This window comes from Nonomuraea dietziae, from assembly GCF_014195505.1.
In the GTDB taxonomy this organism is placed as follows: Bacteria; Actinomycetota; Actinomycetes; order Streptosporangiales; family Streptosporangiaceae; genus Nonomuraea; species Nonomuraea roseola.
Window position 1 is genome coordinate 6,439,931 of record NZ_JACIBV010000001.1, and the last position, 18,813, is coordinate 6,458,743.

General features: G+C 71.4%; 16 protein-coding genes. 7 read left to right on the forward strand and 9 right to left on the reverse strand.

All coding sequences use genetic code 11. From position 1 onward, the window contains the following. Positions 1 to 19: 19 nt before the first annotated feature. Genes FHR33_RS30835 through FHR33_RS30845 form a run of 3 tightly spaced genes read left to right on the forward strand, consistent with a single transcriptional unit; the run spans position 20 to position 2,588 of the window. Positions 20 to 898, forward strand: coding sequence for a sulfotransferase family protein (locus tag FHR33_RS30835; protein ID WP_183660393.1), 879 nt, complete (start codon positions 20 to 22; stop codon positions 896 to 898). Next, on the forward strand, positions 895 to 1,815 hold the full coding sequence (locus FHR33_RS30840; protein WP_183655108.1) for a glycosyltransferase family 2 protein: 921 nt from the start codon (positions 895 to 897) through the stop codon (positions 1,813 to 1,815). Before FHR33_RS30835 ends, FHR33_RS30840 begins: the two co-directional genes overlap by 4 nt. Then, a complete protein-coding gene (locus FHR33_RS30845; RefSeq protein ID WP_246452234.1) occupies positions 1,812 to 2,588 on the forward strand; it encodes a WecB/TagA/CpsF family glycosyltransferase in 777 nt (258 codons plus the stop codon). The genes FHR33_RS30840 and FHR33_RS30845 overlap by 4 nt, the downstream gene beginning before the upstream one ends. On the opposite strand, the gene FHR33_RS30850 is transcribed toward FHR33_RS30845, so the two are convergent. The 6 genes from FHR33_RS30850 to FHR33_RS30875 are packed head-to-tail and all read right to left on the reverse strand — an operon-like array spanning position 2,578 to position 9,423. Further along, complete coding sequence (locus FHR33_RS30850; RefSeq protein WP_312895792.1) at positions 2,578 to 3,477, reverse strand: sulfotransferase domain-containing protein; 900 nt, start codon at positions 3,475 to 3,477, stop codon at positions 2,578 to 2,580. The two genes, FHR33_RS30845 and FHR33_RS30850, sit on opposite strands and share 11 nt — an antisense overlap. Then, the gene (locus tag FHR33_RS30855; protein ID WP_312895793.1) at positions 3,462 to 4,757 is read right to left on the reverse strand and encodes a lipopolysaccharide biosynthesis protein; all 1,296 of its coding nucleotides are present in this window, start codon (positions 4,755 to 4,757) and stop codon (positions 3,462 to 3,464) included. Before FHR33_RS30855 ends, FHR33_RS30850 begins: the two co-directional genes overlap by 16 nt. Beyond that, the gene (locus tag FHR33_RS30860; RefSeq protein WP_183655114.1) at positions 4,754 to 5,599 is read right to left on the reverse strand and encodes a sulfotransferase domain-containing protein; all 846 of its coding nucleotides are present in this window, start codon (positions 5,597 to 5,599) and stop codon (positions 4,754 to 4,756) included. The genes FHR33_RS30855 and FHR33_RS30860 overlap by 4 nt, the downstream gene beginning before the upstream one ends. Positions 5,600 to 5,604: 5 nt before the next feature. Continuing rightward, positions 5,605 to 6,510 (reverse strand): RIO2 family protein, encoded by a 906-nt coding sequence (locus FHR33_RS30865; RefSeq protein ID WP_183655118.1) that lies wholly within the window; start codon positions 6,508 to 6,510, stop codon positions 5,605 to 5,607. Continuing rightward, the gene (locus FHR33_RS30870; protein ID WP_312895794.1) at positions 6,503 to 7,801 is read right to left on the reverse strand and encodes a hypothetical protein; all 1,299 of its coding nucleotides are present in this window, start codon (positions 7,799 to 7,801) and stop codon (positions 6,503 to 6,505) included. Before FHR33_RS30870 ends, FHR33_RS30865 begins: the two co-directional genes overlap by 8 nt. Continuing rightward, positions 7,798 to 9,423 carry a Wzz/FepE/Etk N-terminal domain-containing protein gene (locus FHR33_RS30875; RefSeq protein WP_183655121.1) on the reverse strand — a complete coding sequence of 542 codons (1,626 nt, stop codon included), beginning with the start codon at positions 9,421 to 9,423 and terminating at the stop codon, positions 7,798 to 7,800. Before FHR33_RS30875 ends, FHR33_RS30870 begins: the two co-directional genes overlap by 4 nt. A gap of 249 nt (positions 9,424 to 9,672) precedes the next feature. Here FHR33_RS30875 and FHR33_RS30880 point away from each other — a divergent pair, with 249 nt between their 5' ends. Then, positions 9,673 to 10,737 carry a glycoside hydrolase family 26 protein gene (locus tag FHR33_RS30880; protein WP_246452236.1) on the forward strand — a complete coding sequence of 355 codons (1,065 nt, stop codon included), beginning with the start codon at positions 9,673 to 9,675 and terminating at the stop codon, positions 10,735 to 10,737. On the opposite strand, the gene FHR33_RS30885 is transcribed toward FHR33_RS30880, so the two are convergent. Genes FHR33_RS30885 through FHR33_RS30895 form a run of 3 tightly spaced genes read right to left on the reverse strand, consistent with a single transcriptional unit; the run spans position 10,682 to position 13,561 of the window. Next, on the reverse strand, positions 10,682 to 11,563 hold the full coding sequence (locus FHR33_RS30885) for a sulfite exporter TauE/SafE family protein (protein WP_246452237.1): 882 nt from the start codon (positions 11,561 to 11,563) through the stop codon (positions 10,682 to 10,684). The genes FHR33_RS30880 and FHR33_RS30885 overlap by 56 nt on opposite strands. Then, a complete protein-coding gene (gene cysC, locus FHR33_RS30890; protein ID WP_183655127.1) occupies positions 11,560 to 12,789 on the reverse strand; it encodes an adenylyl-sulfate kinase in 1,230 nt (409 codons plus the stop codon). Before cysC ends, FHR33_RS30885 begins: the two co-directional genes overlap by 4 nt. 43 nt (positions 12,790 to 12,832) lie before the next feature. Continuing rightward, on the reverse strand, positions 12,833 to 13,561 hold the full coding sequence (locus tag FHR33_RS30895) for a methyltransferase domain-containing protein (RefSeq protein WP_183655130.1): 729 nt from the start codon (positions 13,559 to 13,561) through the stop codon (positions 12,833 to 12,835). Positions 13,562 to 13,756: 195 nt separating this feature from the next. On the opposite strand from FHR33_RS30895, the gene mfd reads away from it, so the two are divergent. Genes mfd through FHR33_RS30910 form a run of 3 tightly spaced genes read left to right on the forward strand, consistent with a single transcriptional unit; the run spans position 13,757 to position 18,781 of the window. After that, a complete protein-coding gene (gene mfd, locus FHR33_RS30900) occupies positions 13,757 to 17,245 on the forward strand; it encodes a transcription-repair coupling factor (protein WP_183655133.1) in 3,489 nt (1,162 codons plus the stop codon). A 29-nt stretch (positions 17,246 to 17,274) separates the two neighbouring features. Then, positions 17,275 to 17,865 carry a SurA N-terminal domain-containing protein gene (locus tag FHR33_RS30905; RefSeq protein ID WP_183655136.1) on the forward strand — a complete coding sequence of 197 codons (591 nt, stop codon included), beginning with the start codon at positions 17,275 to 17,277 and terminating at the stop codon, positions 17,863 to 17,865. A 1-nt stretch (position 17,866) separates the two neighbouring features. Beyond that, positions 17,867 to 18,781, forward strand: a complete 915-nt coding sequence (locus FHR33_RS30910; protein WP_183655139.1) for a nucleoside triphosphate pyrophosphohydrolase — start codon at positions 17,867 to 17,869, stop codon at positions 18,779 to 18,781. Positions 18,782 to 18,813 lie beyond the last annotated feature (32 nt).

Below are 18,813 nucleotides of genomic sequence, written 5' to 3' on the forward strand. Positions count from 1 at the left end.
TACTGTGACCGACCGGGTGATCTTTCTGGGTGGGCTTGGCCGCAGCGGCACCACGCTGCTCGAGCGCCTCCTCGGCGAGCTGCCAGGGGTCGTGCCGCTCGGCGAGGTGGTCCACCTGTGGGCCCGCGGCGTGGTCGCCGGCGAGCTGTGCGGGTGCGGCGAGGCGTTCCCCCGGTGCCCGTTCTGGCGCGAGGTCGGCGAGCGGGCCTTCGGCGGCTGGTCGCGCGAGCTGGCCGAGCGGGTGCTCCGGCTGCGCCGCAGGGTCGATCGCACCAGGCGCATCCCCGCCGTCGGCCACCCCGACCTGGCCGAGTACGTCGCCGCCTACCGCAGCGTCTACAACGCGGCGCTCCAGGTCGCGGGCGGCGCGGCCGTCGTCGACTCCAGCAAGCACGCCTCGCTGGCCTTCTGCCTGGCGGCAGGGGGCGTGCAGCCGCACGTGGTGCACGTCGTGCGCGACCCGCGCGCGGTGGCCCACTCCTGGCGCAGGACGGTCCCGAGGCCCGAGGACGGCAGCCACATGACCCGATGGGGCGCCATGCGCACCTCCCTGCACTGGAGCGCGCAGAACCTCGCTCTCGACCTGCTCGCCGCGCGGGGGGTCGAGGTGACCAGGGTCCGCTACGAGGACCTGCTCGCCGACCCCCGCGCCACGCTGACCGACCTCGCCGAGCGCCTCGGCCTCGACACGAGCCTCGGCTTCCTCGACGGCACCACCGTCAGCCTCGGCCGCGCGCACACCGTCTCGGGCAACCCCATGCGGTTCGCGGTCGGCCAGGTCGAGCTCTCCCACGACGACGCCTGGCGCGGCGGCCTGCCCGCCGTCCAGCGCGCCGTGGTCTCGGGCCTCACGGCCCCTCTCATGACCAGGTACGGCTATCGCGGAGCGGCGGCATGACTCCTTCGGTCGGCGTGGTGATCCCCACGACGGGCAAGCGTCCGGAGCAGCTCAGGGCGGCCACCCGCGCGGTGCTCACCCAGGACTATCCGGGCAGGATCGACCTGGTCGTCGTGGTCGACGGCGGCGATCCGATCGCGGTGGCCGAGCAGATCGCCGACGTGGTCGCGCCCAGGTCGAAGGGTGACGAGCCGCACTGCGTGCGCGTGCTGCCCAACCGGCTCAGCCCCGGCCTGCCAGGCGCCCGCAACACCGGCATCGCCGCCTCCGACACCGACCTGGTCGCCTTCTGCGACGACGACGACGTCTGGCTGCCAGGCAAGCTCGCCGCGCAGTCGGAGGCGCTCGGTCCTGGCGCCGACTTCTCCAGCTGCGCCATCGAGGTCGAGTACGGCACGCGCCGCGTGCCGAGGCTCGCGGGCCTCACCCAGGTCACCAAGGCCGACCTGGTGCGCTCGCGGATGGTGATGGTGCACTCCTCGACTTTCGTGTTCAGACGCGGCGCCTACTGGGTCGACGAGAGCGCGCCCATGGGCCAGAACGAGGACTGGGATCTCGCGCTGCGCGCCGCCAAGCGGCAGCCGATCGCGCACGTCGACAGTCCGCTCGTCCGGGTTCGTTGGGGCGCGTCACAGTACGTCACCAAGTGGGCCGACCGCATCGCCGGGCTGGAGTGGATGCTCGCCCGGCACCCAGAACTGGCCGTGGATCCGCGCGGCGCGGCGCGGATCTACGGTCAACTCGCCTTCCACCACGCCGCGATGGGGCGGCGCAGGGAAGCGGGCAGGTGGGCGCTGCGCACCTTCGCCGCCAGGGCGGGCGAGCCCCGCGCCCCGATCGCGCTCGCCGTCGCCGCGGGGTTCGTCTCCGCTCCAGCGGTGCTCTCGCTGCTGCACGACAGGGGGCACGGCATTTGACCGCCGGCCTGCCCTCCCGCCCCGCGAGGGTGACGGTCGCGGGGGTCCCGCTCGATCCGTTCACCGAACAGCAGACGGTCGAGTGGGTGGCCGCCGCTCTGGAGGCGGGTGAGGGCGGACACCTCGTCACCCCCAACGTCGACATCTGCCGCGCCGTCGCAGGCAACCCGGCGCTCAGAGAGCTCGTCAGCGCCGCCGACGTGGTGGTGGCCGACGGCATGCCCCTGGTGTGGGCCTCCAGGCTGCTGCGCCAGGCGCTGCCCGAGAGGGTGACGGGAGCCGACCTGATCTGGTCGCTCAGCGCGATGGCGGCACGCGGAGGCTGGCCGGTCTACCTGCTCGGCGCTCCTCCCGGAGTGGCCGCGAGAGCGGCGTGGGAGCTGGCCGACGGCTGTCGCGGGCTGCGGGTCTGCGGGGTGGACGCTCCGCCGTACGGGTTCGACAGGAGCGAGGAGGGCGTCGCGCGCGTGAGGGAGAAGCTGGTGGAGGCGCAGCCCAGGATCGTCTTCGTGGGTCTCGGCTTCCCCCTGCAGGACAGGCTGATCGCCGGCCTGCGACCTCACCTGCCCCGCACCTGGTTCGTCGGGTGCGGGTCGGCGATCGCGTTCGCGGCGGGGTCGGTCGCGAGGGCGCCGCTGTGGATGCGGCGCACCGGCACCGAGTGGCTGTTCCGCCTGGCCAGCGAGCCGGGACGGCTGGCCAGGCGCTACCTCGTCGACGACGTGCCGTTCGCGACCAGATTGCTGACCAGATCGCTGCTGCTCAGGCGGTGAGCGCCCGCACCCTGTCGATCTCGTCGGTGGTCAGGCGCTCGCGGTAGGAGCTCAGCGCCTGGCTGGAGTCCATGGGGCGGTAGGCCGTGCGTGAGAGGCCCGACCAGGCGAAACCGCGGTCAGCCTCGCCGCGGGCCGTGCACGCGCGCGTGATGCGGCGCTCGGCCGCCGCCGTCCAGCGCAGGCCCGCCACGTCGTACAGGCGGCGGAAGCCCTGGAGGGGTGAGCGCGCGAGCTCCTCGTAGGAGACCACGGTGATGCCCTCGGTGCGCGCCAGGAGGGAGCGCGTGACCCGCCACAGCGCGCACACCTTGGCGATGCGGTCCTGGGAGCCGGCCAGCGCGCGCAGCTCCTCCATCTCCGGATGGTCGCGGACCAGGAGCGGCTGCTCGAGCAGCTCCTCGAGATGGATGGTCCAGCCGAGCCGGGTCCACGAGCCGACAAGGGCGACGGGGTCGCGGACCAGGGCGATCACCGTGCAGCCGAGCCGCCCGGCGAACCAGCCGGAGGAGAGCACGGCGAAGGGGTCGTCGAGCAGCGCCCGCCGTCCGGTGAGCCTGCCCCAGGTGAAGGCCGAGCCGTAGCGGGCCAGCCTGGCCAGGTCGTACGGCGCGCGGTTGGCGCGCAGCTCGGCGAGGAAGCCGTAACGCAGGGCCGTGGTGTCGCGGAAGGCCGGCAGCCAGCCGGCGGAGTTGTCGTCGCAGATGTACTGGAAGCGGTGCGTCACCGAGGCCCGCAGCACGCCGGGGCAGCGGCCGGGCGGGTGCTGGGGGTTGAGCGGCTCGTTGACGTAGACCAGCTCGCCCGAGGCGGCCAGCATCTTGCCCGCCCAGCTCGTGCCGCTGCGGGGCAGCCCCGTCACCAGGATCGGCGTCATGCGGTCGCCCACGACCTGAAGCGGAGCGCGGTCAGGCTGTGGCGGCCGAAGGGGCGCAGACCGTAACGCTGGTGGATCTGCCAGAGCGGCAGCAGGTTCTTCACCAGCACCCCGCCGGACCAGCCCATGGCCGCACCGAGCGCGCCGTGCGCGGGGATCAGCGCCAGGTCGAGCAGCACGGTGACGGCGACCGCCGCCACGAGGTTGGCGAGGCTGGCGGAGGTGTGGCCCGCCGAGATGAGGACCACGTCGACCATGCCGCACGCCGTGGCGACCATCATCGTCCCTGCCAGGACCAGCGCGACGGGCAGGGCCTCGTCATAGCCCGTGCCGAAGATCCGCAGCAGCCACGGCGCGAGCAGGGCGTAGCCGAGCCAGACCGGCCAGGTCAGCAGCACCAGCCACATGGTCGTCACCTGGTAGAGCTCACGGGCCCTCGGCAGATCGCCTTCGGCCAGCGCGCGCACCAGGCGGGGCTGGGCGGCCTGGGCGAGCCCCTGGCTGGCCAGCTGACCGACGACCTTGAACCTGGTGGCGGCGGTGTAGATGGCCGCCTGGGCCGGGCCCGCCAGGAGGGCCACGATCACGATGTCAAGGCGCTGGAAGAGCGCCTGGATCGCGCTCGCCGCCGACCTCGGCGCGGTGTGCCGCCACAGGTCGCGCGCCGTTCCCGGCAGGTACGGCGTGCGCGGCACCCGTCGGCGCAGGCTCAGCGCCGCCAGCGCCGCCACCACCAGGTACGGCGCCGCCCACGCCCCCGCCAGCGCCTCCTGCGGGTACGGCAGCGCCGCGGCGGCCACGACGGCGACCAGGACGAGCTGGGCCACGGGCAGCAGCATGCCGTCCAGCAGCACGGTCGTCCGCATGGAGCCGAAGCCCCTGGTCGCCGCGAGCAGGATGTCGGCCACCACCATCAACGGCAGCGCCAGCGCCAGCGGACCGAGCAGGGGATACAGCACCACGCCCGCGGCCGTGGAGAGCAGCGCCCCAGGGGTCACCGCCGCCCTGACATAGCCGGAGATGCCGCGATAGTCGTAGGTCTTGGCGCGGGCGACGAAGAAGATCAGGCCGTTGCCCGCGTCGAGCTTGGCGATGCCCGCGACCATCAGCGCCAGCGCGACGGCGGTGAAGAACGTGCCCGCCTGTTCGGCGCTGAAGGTGCGGGTCACGATCACGACCAGGAGGAACTGCGCCAGCGCGCTCACCCCTGCTCCGGTGACCCCCGCCAGACCCGCCCTGGCCACCCGCCCGAGCCTGCCGCCGCTCCCCGTGGCGCGTCGCGCGGGCGTCACCGGCGCCACGAGGGGTCACCGCCCAGCCACGGCACGAGTTGCGTGTCGTACACCTCGAAGTGCTCCATCAGGGTCTGGCGCACCGACTCCGGAAGCGGCTTGGGACGGGAACGCCCGTTGTGCCGCTCGAAGGCGGGGTTGCCCATGTGGGGCATCTTCAGGAACTCCAGCACGCGCGCGTAGGTCCGCTCGGGCTCGGCGAAGAAGCGGTGGCTGTCGATCACGAGGATGCGCTCGCGCCCGAACAGCGGCTCGAGCCTGTCGAGCTGCTCGGCGTAGCGTCCGCGGGCCAGGTAGGCGTGGTGGCGGTGGGAGTGGTGGACGGAGTGCGGCTCGGCGCGCAGGCGTTCCTCGGCCCCGGCCAGCCGCCTGACCTCCAGCTCCACCGCGTACTCGAAGTGCGACTCGGTCTCATAGCCCCTGGCCAGCTCGTGGGAGTGGGCCGAGAAGGCCCGCTCGACGGGGTCGCGCACCAGGACGATCAGCTTCACGCCCGGCAGGTCTCTGGCGATCCTTTCGCCGGCCAGGGGGTGGTACAGGTAGTAGGGGGCCGACTCGAAGGCGAGGGGCTGCCTGCCGTACCTCTTTCTCAGCAGCGCCGCGCCCACCTTCAGCGGGAAGTGCCCCTGGTACCAGGAGATGCCCTTGCCGTAGCCGACGTCGAAGTAGTGCACGCCCTTGTGCAGCACGGGCTTCAGCAGCAGCGGGTGCTGGGCGAGTGCGCGGTAGAGGGAGGTGGTGCCGCAGCGCTGTGCGCCCATGATCAGGAAGGACGGCAGCATCCGGCCGCCCGAGGTCAGCCGTCCCGTGGTGCGCGAGACGGACAGGACCGAATGCTTCATGGCGTTCACGTGAGCAGCTCCTGATGATCGACAAGCGGGTTCAGCCAGTTCTCAGGGGGACCTAGGGGCTCGTAACCGTCGGCGGCGTGCCGGTCGGCGAGCGCGATGAGGTAGCGGATCACGGTCAGCCTGGCCTGCGCCGACGACAGGCCGAGTGGCGCGAGCACCCGCACCGACTGGGCGAGGCAGGCCCTGGCGGCCTGGTCGGGCGGCATGCGGCGCAGCGCGCGCTGGAAGAGGTGGTGGGCGGCGTCGAAACCTGGAGGGACGCCCACCTCGTAGCGCTCCCAGTCCCACACGTGCAGCCGCCCGTCGCCGGTCGGAGCGATGTTCCACGGGGACAGGTCGCCGTGCCAGGCGGGCCCCGCGTGCCCGCCGGTCGCGGCGATCTCCTTGACGGCCGAGATGAGCAGGGACGGCGCGACCCTGCCCCTGCGCACGGGCAGCGCGGACATCGCCAGGACGGCCAGGCCGTTCCACATCCCGTGGTGCAGCACGATCGGCGGCACCACGGTCTTCAGCGGCAGGTCGGCCAGCCTCTTCAGCGTGGCGGCCTCGTTGGTGATGAGGTCGCGGGACTGGGGCGTGTCGCCGATCTTCACGAAGGCGACACGCTCGCCGTCCGCGTGGAGCTCCAGGATCGGCTTACGGTTGGCTCGGCGGGCGGGCCGTACGTGGAGGGTGGCGCGCACGGGCGTGCCGAACACCTCGCCCAGATGGGTCTCGATCGACCCTTCGACAGGCAGCATGACCTTCGGCCCGAACGCACCGTGCCACCAGCGGCGCGGCGTCAGACGCCGGGGGAGTACGGCATGCGGCAGCAGGCTGTAGGGGTGTGGCGCGCCGGGCCCCGGATAGAGCAGGCGGACGGTCTGGCCGAGATAGCGCAGCCTGATGCGGGCATCACGCATGAGCGTTCCTCCACAGGAGGGCGAAGGAGATGAGGTAGAGGCTGAGCGGCGTGACCAGGCCGTCGTAGACGAACATGTAGAGCAGCACGAGGAGCATCACGAGCACCCCCGCCAGGCCGATCGGGCTGCGATCGGGCCAGTGACGGCGGATGGCGCCGACGAAGAAGGCGACGTAGAGCGCCGCGCCGACGAATCCCTGCGTGATGACCAGGTGCCACAGCTGGCCGTCGCTGCCCAGCGGAGGGTGTCCGCACTCGGTGCACCAGTCGGTCTTGCCGGTGGTGATCGTGCGGTGGTTGCCCATGGCGTTGCGGGTGTTGCCGTAGCCGATGAACGGTGAGCCGCCCGCCGCCTCGACGGTGGCCGAGACGGTGAAGGCTCTGATGTCGTTGCTGTGCGGGTTGTCGATCCGCTGGGTGACCAGGGCGGCCAGGGGGCTGGCGGCGAACACCGCCGCGCCCACCAGCCCCGCCGCGCAGATGGCCAGGCGGGTGCGCCCGCCGACCCGCACGACCAGGTAGAGCGCCGCCAGGCCGAGGCCGATCCACAGGCCGCGGTTGAGCGAGTAGACGACGGGGACGGCGGCGGCCGCGATGAGCAGCACCGCCACGGCCTTCCTGCGCGGCCCGCCGTACACCCACCAGCCCACGACGAACCAGACGAGCAGCACCGACAGGTTGCTGCCCCAGGCGTTGGCCCACTCGAAGGGCGCCTCGGGGCGGGGTGCGGCGTGCCCGAGCACCTTCTGGATCTGGGCGGCGGTGGGGTGGATGAGGTTCTGGACGAAGGGGTTGCCGCCGATCCAGCCAGGCAGGACGCGTTCGAGCGGCGAGGTGAAGGCGAAGCTCGGGAAGAGCACGCCGAGCAGCCCGCCCGCCACGGTGGTGAGGAAGAGCACGCCGAGCATCCGCACCAGGCGCAGCTGCGGCAGCTCGCGCTCGGTGAGGTTGCTGAGGTAGAGCACCATGACCATGAGCGAGAGGTAGAGCGCGAGGCGCATGACGTAGCCGATGATCCTGCCCGCGCCGAACTCGCCGTAGGTGTCGGGCGGCATCTCGGTCAGCATCAGCGCGCTGACCACGTACCCGGCGAGCAGGAGCGCCCACAGCCCGAGGCCGCGCGGCACCCTGATCGGACGCCTGCGCCACAGGACGTACGCCATGGGGAAGGCGAGGACGATCACCGCGAGGCCGCCGAAGCCCAGCGCCCACCACACGGGATAGCCGACCAGCAGGGCCGCGATCGGCCATGCCGCCCGGCTCCGTGTGGTGGGGGCGTCGGGCAGCGTCACGTGTCGGACACCTGTGGAATCGGCGAGGTGTCGCCCGCCTCGGCCCTCCTGACCTGCTCCGTCGCGTTCCCGCGGGAGACGGCGACACCTGGCTCCTTTCCCGCGGAGCGGCCCGGCGCCTTCTGCTGGGAGATCCCTGACGACTTCCCGGAAGAGAGGATGTCGCCCGTGACCGGGCTCATCCCGTTGACCGGCCTGCCCGTCACCCCCTGCCGCGGCGGGGGAGGACCGGCGGCCGCGCCGTCGGGAAGGGCGGGAAGCGGCCCCACGAACGCGGGACCCGCAGGCGCGGACCCGCCGGAAGCGCCCCCCACCGGCGCGTCTTCCACCGGCGTGTGGCGCGTTGACGTGTGGTTCACCGCCGCACGCGCGGTCTCTGTCGCCTCGCGAGCGGCTGCCCTGGGCCGTCCACGGGCCGGGCGCGGGGTCATCGGGGAAGCGGCGGTCGCGCTCCCTGCGGTGGCCCCGCCGCCGACCGTCACCGCGCCGATGATCGGCACCCCGTGCCGTTCCAGACGCCGCGCGGCCAGCGAAACGTCCCCCGCCCGAGCCGCCGCCAGCCCGACGACCAGCAACGCGCCCGCCGCCCTGGCCAGATCCCCCACGTCGGACCCGTAGAGCAGCTCGATCCGCGCGCGGCCACCCAGCGGCTCGACCGCCGCGGTGCCCAGCGCAGGGGGCACCGCGCGCACCAGCAGCGAGGGGCCGGGGCAGGCCGCCACGACCGACGAGGCCAGGTCGTGCATCACCGAGGGGTCGGCGGGACCCGACAGGTCCGCGAGCACCGGCAGCCCCGTCAACCGCTCGACGTCGCAGGGAGCGCGCAGACTCGTATCGAGCCGGTCGCGGCCGTAGGCGGCCGCCGCGCCGGCGAGCAGTCCGAGCATGAGCCCGCTGCCCAGGTAGAGCGGCAGGCTGGGCGAGCTGGGCGAGGTCGGCTCGGCCGCCTGGCTGATGACGTAGCCGGGCGTCACCGCGACCGTCTTGAGCGCGTCGTACTTCATGGTCAGGCTGTAGACCTGCCTGCTGAGCACGTTCTGGCGCTGGCCCGCGATGGTGTGCTCCGCCGTGCCCTTGCGTAGCTCGGCCACCTCCTCGACCGCCTTGGCCATGCTCTTGTTGACCTGCTTCAACTTGGTGAGCAGAGCCTTGAGCTGGGTGGTGAGCGCGGCCTGCGCGGTCTCGGCGCGGTGGGCCAGATAGGCCTGGGCGTAGGCGCGCGACTGGGCCGCGGCCCTGGCCGGGGTGGTCTCCGTGACGGCGATGGACAGCACGGCCGAGTTCGGGGGGACCGTCACCTCGGCGGGCGAGGGCGTGGCCTTGAGCAGTGCGGCGGCCTTGGCCGCGACCACCGCGGACTGGGCGATCTGGGCCTCGGTGTCGAGGTTGAGCGCCTCGCGCTGCCTTCCCGTCACCTGGTTGGGCTGCTCCTGCACGCCGGTGGCGGCCACGAGGACCTGCGTCGTGGCGGTGTAGGAGGGCGGGGTGAGGCGCAGCAGCGTGGCGCCGCCGAGCACGCCGGTGGCAAGGCAGAGCAGGAAGACGACCTTGCGCCTGCGGAGCAGGGAGACGTGCTCGGCCAGGTCCACGCCAGAGCGGTGCGGGTGAAGGTCCGGCGACATGAAGAGCGTTCTCCCTGTAGTCGCGACGCGACTGTGAGTGACTGGGGTCTGGTCACTATAGGGGCGACGAACATTTCCCGGCTGAATAACGAAGATTTTCGCCGCTCACCCGGATCAAATTTCGCGAATTAATGAGAAATGTCGGTGTTGTGACCTGAGAAGTTCGCGACACCGCAGGTCGCGGGCATGGCAGGGTATTCCGCATCACGGCGAGGGCGGGAAAGACTTATGGAGGGGAGTGGAGGCGACTTGCGTCTCAGAAAAGCGACGGCCCTGATTCTGCTCGCCGCGTTGCCGGCCTGTTCCCAGGCGTCGGGCACGGCGAGAAAGGCACAGACCGACACGCACACCGAAGCGAGGGTCAACGGCCTGCTCGGCATCACCGAGTCACCGGCGTGCGCGGTGACGGCCAAGCTCATCCCGTCCTGCGGGGCGTGGTGGGGCATCGCGCCGGAGATCTTCACCGGGCTCCCGCCCGACCGCGCGCTGGCGGGGGCGGAGGAGCGGATGGGTCGCGCCGCCGACATCCTGCACGTCTACCACAGGTCGAACGAGCTGTTCCCCAACGACAGGGAGGTCGCGCTGGCCCGCGACCCGTCCCACCGGCGGCTGCTGCTGATCAACTGGAAGCCGTCGTTCGACGTCACCTGGGCCGAGATCGCCAAGGGGGCGCTCGACAGGCGCATCGACAGGCTGGCCGACCACATCAGGCAGACCTTCCCCGAGCAGTTCTTCCTCACCGTCCACCACGAGCCTGAGGACGACGTCAGGGCGAACCCCGGCTCGGGCATGACGGCCACCGACTACGCCGCGATGTTCCGCCACGTGGTGCAGCGCCTGCGGGAGAAGGGGGTGAAGAACGCGGTCACGGTCATGACCTACATGGGCGCGCCCAACTGGGCCTCGCAGCCGTGGTTCGAGCAGCTCTACCCCGGCGACGACGTGGTCGACTGGGTGGCGATGGACCCCTACGCCGACGCCAGGGTCCGCGACTTCGACGGCCTGGTCAACAAGACCAGGAAGGACCACGCCCGCTGGCCTGGCTTCTACCGGTGGATGCAGTGGCGCTTTCCCGGCAAGCCCATCATGGTCGCGGAGTGGGGGGTGTTCGGCGACGAGCGCAAGGCCGCCTTCTACGATTCGGTGCGCCGGCAGGTCAAGCGCTATCCGCAGATCAAGGCGCTGGTCTACTTCGACTCCCCTCGCGCGCCGAGAGGCGACACGAGGTTCGACACCGACCCGGGCGCCGGGCGGGCCTTCACGGCACTCGCAACCGATCCTCACTTCTCCGCGACGAGCGTGCCGCGACCATGAGCCCGGCGCCGCCGAGGAGCACGGCCCCGCCCACGATCCAGAGCGTGGCGGTGTTCCCCACGCCGAGGAGCTTGAGGGCCGAGGCGAGCAGCACCACGGCGAGCAGGGCCCTGATCGGGCCGTTCGGGGCCCATGCCGAGACCCTGGCGCCGAGATAGACGCCGGGGATCGAGCCGAGCAGCAGCGAGACGGTGAGGTCGAGCTTGAAGTCGCCGAAGAACAGGTGACCGATCGCCGCGGCTGAGACCAGGGGCACCGCCTGCACCAGGTCGGTGCCCACGAGCTGGTTGGCCTTGAGCGCGGGGTAGAGCGCGAGCAGCGCCACGATGATGAGGGAGCCCGACCCCACGGAGGAGACGCCGACGACCAGCCCGCCAACTGTACCGACCAGTACGGTCGGAATTGGGCGCACGACAATGTCGCGGGCGCTCGACGAGCCTCCCTTGTCGCCGAGCCACGCCTTCAGCACCAGCCCGGCCACGGCGAGCAGCAGCGCGATGCCGAGCGCCGTCTTCACCGCCTGCTGGACGGCGGCGCCTTCACCGAAGGCGCGCACCAGGAAGACCCCGCTGAAGGCGGCCGGCACCGAGCCCAGGCACAGCCAGCCGACCAGGCGCAGGTTGACCGTGCCCCTGCGCAGGTGGACGACCCCGCCGACCGGCTTCATGATCGCGGAGGCGACCAGGTCGCTCGAGACGGCGGCCAGAGGGGGGACGTTGAAGAAGAGCATCATCATCGGCGTCATGAGGGCGCCGCCGCCCATGCCGGTCAGTCCGACGATGATCGCGACCAGAAAGGACCCGACCACCAGGGGAAAGTCGATCAACGTACCCATCCTCCGCTCCGGAGCGTGTCGAGGACGCGGGAGACCGCGGCCTCGATCGAGATGTGCGTCGTGTCGATGGCCAGGTCGGCGTCGTCGGGCTCCTCGTAGGGGTCCGACACGCCGGTGAACTCGGGGATCTCGCCCGCGCGGGCCTTGGCGTACAGGCCCTTGCGGTCGCGCCGCTCGCACTCCTCCAGCGGCGTGGAGACGTGCACCAGCAGGAAGTCGGCGCCCACCGACTCGACCGACTCCCTGACCTCGGCGCGGGTGGCCGCGTAGGGCGCGATGGGGGCGCAGATGGCCAGGCCGCCGTGCCTGGCGGCCTCGGTGGCGACGAAGCCGATGCGGCGGATGTTGAGGTCGCGGTCGGACTTGGAGAAGGTCAGGCCCTTGGACAGCAGGTGGCGCACCACGTCGCCGTCGAGGTAGGTGACCGTGCGGCCGCCGAGTTCGAGCAGCGCGTCGCGCAGGCCCCTGGCGATCGTGGACTTGCCCGAGCCCGACAGGCCGGTGAAGAAGACCACGAGGCCGCGCCGGTGCGGAGGGCCGGGCAGCGTGACGGGTTCGGGACCGGCCAGGTGCTCGGCGGCGCCGTAGGCGGTCGCGACGTGCTCGCGCAGCTCGAGATCGATCTCCTTGTCCTCGCGCGGCGCGAGGGGGACCGAGACCACGAGCGTGCCCTCGGGCAGCTTCTCGCGCGCCTTGAGCGCCGCTCGCACGAGCGCGGGGCCGCCCTCGCCGTACGCCAGGGGAAGCAACAGGACGGTCGCGTCGAGCTCCTCGGCGACGGCGATGATCTCCTGCGTGCTGAGGTCGTCGAGCGGGCCTCGCATGGTGACGGCGAGCGTGGGACGGCCCGCGAGCTCCTTGCGCACCGCGTCGGGGGAGCGGCGCAGCCTGGCGAAGGGGCCGTGCTCGGCGGCGCCGAGCGCCTCGAGCGGCCCGGCGACCAGCCCGTCGTGGCCACTCTCCGTGACCGTGAGGACGGCAAGCGCCGCGCCCTCGGGATCGAGCAGCGTGATCCGGTCGCCCGCCTGCGCTCCTGGCACCCGCAGGGTGACGGGCGCAGGCCACGGGGTGCCGTCGGCGAGCGCGCCGTGCGCCTCGACCTCGTGCAGGTCGTCGTGTCCGAGGAAGCCGGTCAGTGGATGGAAGGCCCCGGAAAGGAGCAGCTCCAAGTCGGCGAGCTCGCTCTGGTCGGGGGTCCACTGGAGGTTCGCCGTCATCGCTCCACAATTCCGATCGACTTAGTCGGATTACCTTACCCCGTCATATCAACCGGGCGAAATGATTGTGGGGCTTCCTGATGACCATCGTCACCTCGTCGTAGGAAGAGGTGAACCTGCCGCGCGAGAGCTTGTCGACCACCCGCACGACCGCCGAGCCGATGCGTCCCCGCGCGGGACCGCTGACGGTCGTGACGTCATCGGTGATCATCAGCCCGCGCATCAGGCAGAAGGCGTGCATGCCCTCGCGGGAGGCCACCGGCTCGTAGACGGCGGGCAGCGGCCCCGCGATCTGCTCCCTGACCTCGGCCCGCACGAGGCGCCGCCACAGCAGGCGGCGCAGCCACGAAGGGGTGAGGCGGTCGCACAGGCCGTAGGCGGTCGACCTGTCGCGCATGCGCAGCAGCAGCAGCCCGCCAGGGCGCAGGCCGTTGAGCATGCGGTCGAGGACGAGCTCGGCGTGCTGGATGCGCTCGATGACGAACGTCACCTGGACCACGTCGAACGAGCGCGGCGGGATCGGTACCGAGCGCAGGTCGCCGAGTGTCCACGCGTGGAGGTCGGTGCGGCCGGGCATCAGCGCCCTGACCGCGGGCAGGTCCTCGTCGACACCGGTGACCTTGGCGCCGAACCTTTCGAGGTAGGGCGGCGGGTCGTGGGCGCACCCTGCGACGAGCAGGTCGATCCTGCGTCCCAGTTCCTCGCTCCCCTGCTCACGGATTCGCTGCTCGAAAAGGTCGCCTCTGTGGGCGACCGACCGCACGTCAGCCATGTCACCCAGGGTAATCACATCAACCCGATCCGTTAGGTATTTCCATCGGAGCGGCCCCTCCCCAGGTGGGGCAGGGGGATGCGGGGCGGAGGGCGTGCGGCTGCAGCGGTGGAAGTACTCTGGACGGGCAGACCCCCGCGACCTCACCCGGCCGGGGGTAGTCGTGTTGCCGCCGTGGGGCTGAGGGCGTATCTGATGAGTCTTTCCGGACTGCTTGACCTTGTTGCCGCCGACCCGAAGCTGGCCGCCGTCCTGAAGCAGGGCGGCGATGTCTCCTTGGTCGCGCCGGCCGCGTTGCGCCCTTTCGGTGTCGCGGCGCTGGCCGAGCGCGAGCGGCGCACCGTGCTCGCCGTCACCGCGACGGGCCGTGAGGCCGAGGATCTGGCCTCGGCGCTCACGAGCCTCATCGAGCCCGCCACCGTGGCGATCTTTCCCGCGTGGGAGACCCTGCCGCACGAGCGGCTGTCGCCGCGCAGCGACACCGTGGGACAGCGGCTGGCCGTCCTGCGCAGGCTGGCCCACCCGGTGTCGGGCGACCCCACCGCTGGCCCGCTGTCAGTGATCGTCGCGCCGATTCGCGCGGTGCTGCAGCCGATCGTCAAGGGTCTCGGCGACCTCGAGCCGATCAGGCTGCGCGCGGGCGACGACGCCGACCTGGACGACGTGGTCGACCGGCTGGTCCAGAACGGCTACGCCAGGGTCGACATGGTGGAGAAGCGCGGCGAGGTCGCCGTGCGCGGCGGCCTGCTCGACGTGTTCCCCCCGACGGAGGAGCACCCGCTGCGCCTGGAGTTCTGGGGCGACACGGTCGAGGAGATCCGCTGGTTCAAGGTGGCCGACCAGCGCTCGCTCGAGGTGGCCGACGACGGCCTGTTCGCGCCGCCGTGCCGCGAGCTGCTGCTGACCGCCGACGTGCGGGAGAAGGCGGCCGCGCTGGCGCACGAGCACCCCGCGCTGGCCGAGGTGCTCGACCAGCTGGCCGAGGGCATGCCGGTCGAGGGCATGGAGGCGTTCGCGCCCGTGCTGGCGGGCGAGATGGACCTGCTGATCGACCACCTGCCGGGGAACGCGGCGGTGTTCGTCTGCGACCCCGAGCGCATCAGGGGCAGGGCGGAGGAGCTGGTCAGGACCAGCCAGGAGTTCCTCGAGGCGTCGTGGATCAACGCGGCGGCGGGGGGCGAGGCGCCGATCGACCTCGACGCGGCCGCCTTCCGCACGCTTGAGGAGGTCCGCGACCAGGCCGACTCGCTCGGCCTGCCGTGGTGGACGATGGCGCCCTTCGGTGAGGGCGTCGAGCTCGACGCGCACGACAGCGAGGCCTACAGGGGCGACACGCAGAAGGCCCTGGCCGACATCAAGGGCTGGCTGGGCGAGGAGAAGTCCGTGGTGCTGCTCAGCGAGGGCATGGGCCCCGCCGAGCGGATGGTCGAGCTGCTCAAGGGCGTGGACGTGCCCGCCCGCCTGTCGAGATACCTGGACACGGCGCCCGAGCCCAAGGTCGTGCACGTCAGCACCGGGCTGATCGAGCACGGCTTCGTCACGCCCGAGCTCGCCGTCCTCACCCATCTCGACCTGGTGGGGCAGAAGGCCAGCACCAAGGACATGCGCAGGCTGCCGAGCAGGCGGCGCAACATGGTCGACCCGCTCCAGCTCAGGGTCGGCGACCACGTCGTGCACGAGCAGCACGGAGTCGGCCGCTACGTCGAGATGGTCCAGCGCACCGTGCAGGGCGCCACCCGCGAGTACCTCGTCATCGAGTACGCCAAGGGCGACCGCCTCTACGTGCCGACCGACCAGCTCGACGAGGTCACCCGCTACGTCGGCGGCGAGGCGCCCACCCTCAACAGGATGGGCGGCACCGACTGGGCCAAGGCCAAGTCGAAGGCGAAGAAGGCGGTCAAGGAGATCGCGGGAGAGCTGATCCGCCTCTACAGCGCGCGGATGGCCAGCCCCGGGCACGCGTTCGCGCCCGACTCCCCCTGGCAGAGGGAGATGGAGGACGCCTTCCCCTACGCCGAGACGGGCGACCAGCTCGAGGCCATCGACGAGGTCAAGCGCGACATGGAGCGCGGCGTGCCGATGGACAGGCTCGTCTGCGGCGACGTCGGCTACGGCAAGACCGAGATCGCGGTGCGCGCGGCGTTCAAGGCCGTGCAGGACGGCAAGCAGGTCGCGGTGCTGGTGCCGACGACGCTGCTGGTGCAGCAGCACCTGTCGACCTTCAGCGAGCGCTTCTCCAGCTTCCCCGTCAAGGTGCGCCCCGTCTCCCGCTTCCAGACCGACGGCGAGGTGAAGGCGACGCTGGAGGGGCTCAGGTCGGGCGAGGTCGACCTGGTGATCGGCACGCACAGGCTGCTCAGCCCCGAGATCAGGTTCAAGGACCTCGGCCTGATCATCATCGACGAGGAGCAGCGCTTCGGTGTCGAGCACAAGGAGGCCATGAAGCACCTGCGCACCCAGGTCGACGTGCTGGCGATGTCGGCCACGCCGATCCCGCGCACGCTGGAGATGGGTCTGACCGGCATCCGCGAGATGTCGACGATCCTCACCCCTCCCGAGGAGCGTCACCCGATCCTGACCTTCGTCGGGCCGTACGACGAGAAGCAGCTCACCGCGGCGATCAGGCGCGAGCTGATGCGCGACGGGCAGATCTTCTTCGTCCACAACAGGGTGGCCTCGATCAACAGGGTCGCCGCGCGGATCAGGGAGCTGGTGCCCGAGGCGCGCATCGCGGTCGCCCACGGCCAGATGAACGAGCACCAGCTCGAGAAGATCATGGTCGGCTTCTGGGAGCGCGAGTACGACGTGCTCGTCTGCACCACGATCGTCGAGTCGGGCCTCGACGTGCCCAACGCCAACACGCTGATCGTCGACAGGGCGGACAACTACGGCCTGTCCCAGCTCCACCAGCTGCGCGGCAGGGTCGGGCGCGGTCGCGAGCGCGGCTACGCCTACTTCCTCTACCCGCCGGAGAAGCCGCTCACCGAGACCGCGCACGAGCGCCTCGCCACCATCGCGCAGCACACCGAGATGGGCGCGGGCATGTACGTCGCGATGAAGGACCTCGAGATCCGCGGCGCGGGCAACGTGCTGGGCGCCGAACAGTCGGGCTTCATCGCGGGCGTCGGCTTCGACCTGTACGTCAGGCTCATGTCCGAGGCCGTGCAGGAGCAGAAGGCCAAGCTGTCGGGCGCGGAGGTCCAGGAGGAGCACCACGACGTCAAGGTCGAGCTGCCCATCAACGCGCACATCCCGCACGACTACGTCACCTCCGAGCGGCTGCGCCTCGAGGCGTACAAGCGCATCGCGGCCATCACCGCCGACGTCAACATCGACGAGGTGCGCGACGAGCTCACCGACAGGTACGGCAAGCCGCCCGTCGAGGTGGAGAACCTCCTGGAGGTCGCGCGCTTCCGCCTGAGGGCCCGGCAGGCGGGGCTGACCGACGTGACGCTCCAGGGACAGAACATCAAGTTCGGCCCCGTCGAGCTGAAGGAGTCGCAGCAGGTCAGGCTCGACCGCCTGTACAAGAAGGCCCTCTACAAGGCGGCGGCGCAGACGCTGCTGGTCCCGGTGCCGAAGACCAAGCCGCTGGGCGGGGTGCCACTGCGCGACCTCGAACTGCTGAAATGGTGCTCGGACCTGGTCGAGGTCATGTTCCTGGAACCGGCGAGGGTAAAGTAAGCCGCGTTTCGTCGCGAAGGGATGCAAGGGTGAAGTCGATTCGAATGGCCGTCGCGGTCGCCGCGCTCGGAGTTGCGGTGAGCGCCTGTTCCTCGCCCGTCCAGGCCGGATCCGCGGCCGTCGTCGGTAACGAGCGCATCTCGGCCAGCGATCTGAACACGAATGTCAAGCAGCTCGAGAGCGCTCTGGCCAAGGCGCAGATCCCGCAGTCGCAGCTGGGCCTGCCCGTCACGCAGTACGCGCTGCTGCAGATGGTCAACGTCGTGCAGTTCAGGCAGCTCGCCTCCAAGGCGGGCGCCAAGGTCACCGACGGTGAGATCGACCAGCTCATCGCCTCGCAGGGCGGCCTGGCCGCGCTCGAGAAGCAGACCCTGGCCCAGGGCGTGCCGCCCGCCTACACCCGCGAGTGGCTCGGCACCTCGATCGCCATCAACAAGATGATGCAGCAGTACGGCGGCGGCACCGACGAGGCCGCCAGGCAGCGCGGTCAGCAGAAGCTGATCGAGCAGGCCGCCGCGATCAAGGTGACCTACAGCCCTCGCTACGGCACCTTCGACCCCCAGAAGGGCTTCGTCGACGCGGGCCGTTTCGGCAAGCCGACCTCCGCCGCCCAGGGCTGAGATGCCGCTCGTCGTCGTCACCACCTCGCCCAGGGTCGCGCCAGGCGTCCTCAGCCACCAGGCCTGGCGGACGCTGTCCTCGGGCAGGGTGCTGACCGCCTCGGCCGACCACCCGCAGCTGCCCTACCTGGCCGAGGCGGGCATCGAGGTCGAGGTGGTCACCGCCACCGACCACGCCGCCCTGGTACGGCAGGCGGTCGACGACACCGTGGTCTGGCTGGCCACAGAGGACGAAGGCTTCATGCGGGCGGTCGGCCACGCGGCCCTCGCGCTCGACGACCCGCCGGTGATCGAGGTCGTCCCCGGCTCCTACGACCTGCCGGGCGCGCGCGTGCTCGACCTGGTCGCGGTGATGGACCGGCTCAGGACCGAGTGCCCATGGGATCGCAAGCAGACCCACGCCTCGCTGGTGCCGTACCTGATCGAGGAGGCCTACGAGGTCCAGCACGCGGTGGAGCAGGGCACCGGGCTGCGTGAGGAGCTCGGCGACGTGCTGCTCCAGGTGGCCTTCCACTCCAGGGTCGCCGACGACTTCGACATCGACGACGTGGCCGACGTGATCGTCGGCAAGCTGGTACGCAGGCATCCGCACGTGTTCGGCGACGTGAGCGTCGAGAGCGCCGACGAGGTCAACACCAACTGGGAGGCCATCAAGGCCACCGAGCGGGCGGGCAAGGACCTGTTCGACGGCGTGCCGATGGGCCAGCCCGCGTTGTCGCTGGTGGCCCAGCTCATCCGCAGGGCCGAGGCCGCGGGCGCGCCCGAGGGGCTGGCGCACGCGGTCGGCCAGGGCGTGGCGAGAGAGCTGTTCGACCTGGTACGGCGGGCGCAGGAGGCGGGGCTCGACCCGGAGGCCGAGCTGCGGGGCGCCGCGCTGGCCTACAGGGCGCGCGTGGAGGCCTGGGAATCGCGCTGACGGCGGCATCGCCGTCGTCGCGGCCGGCGCAC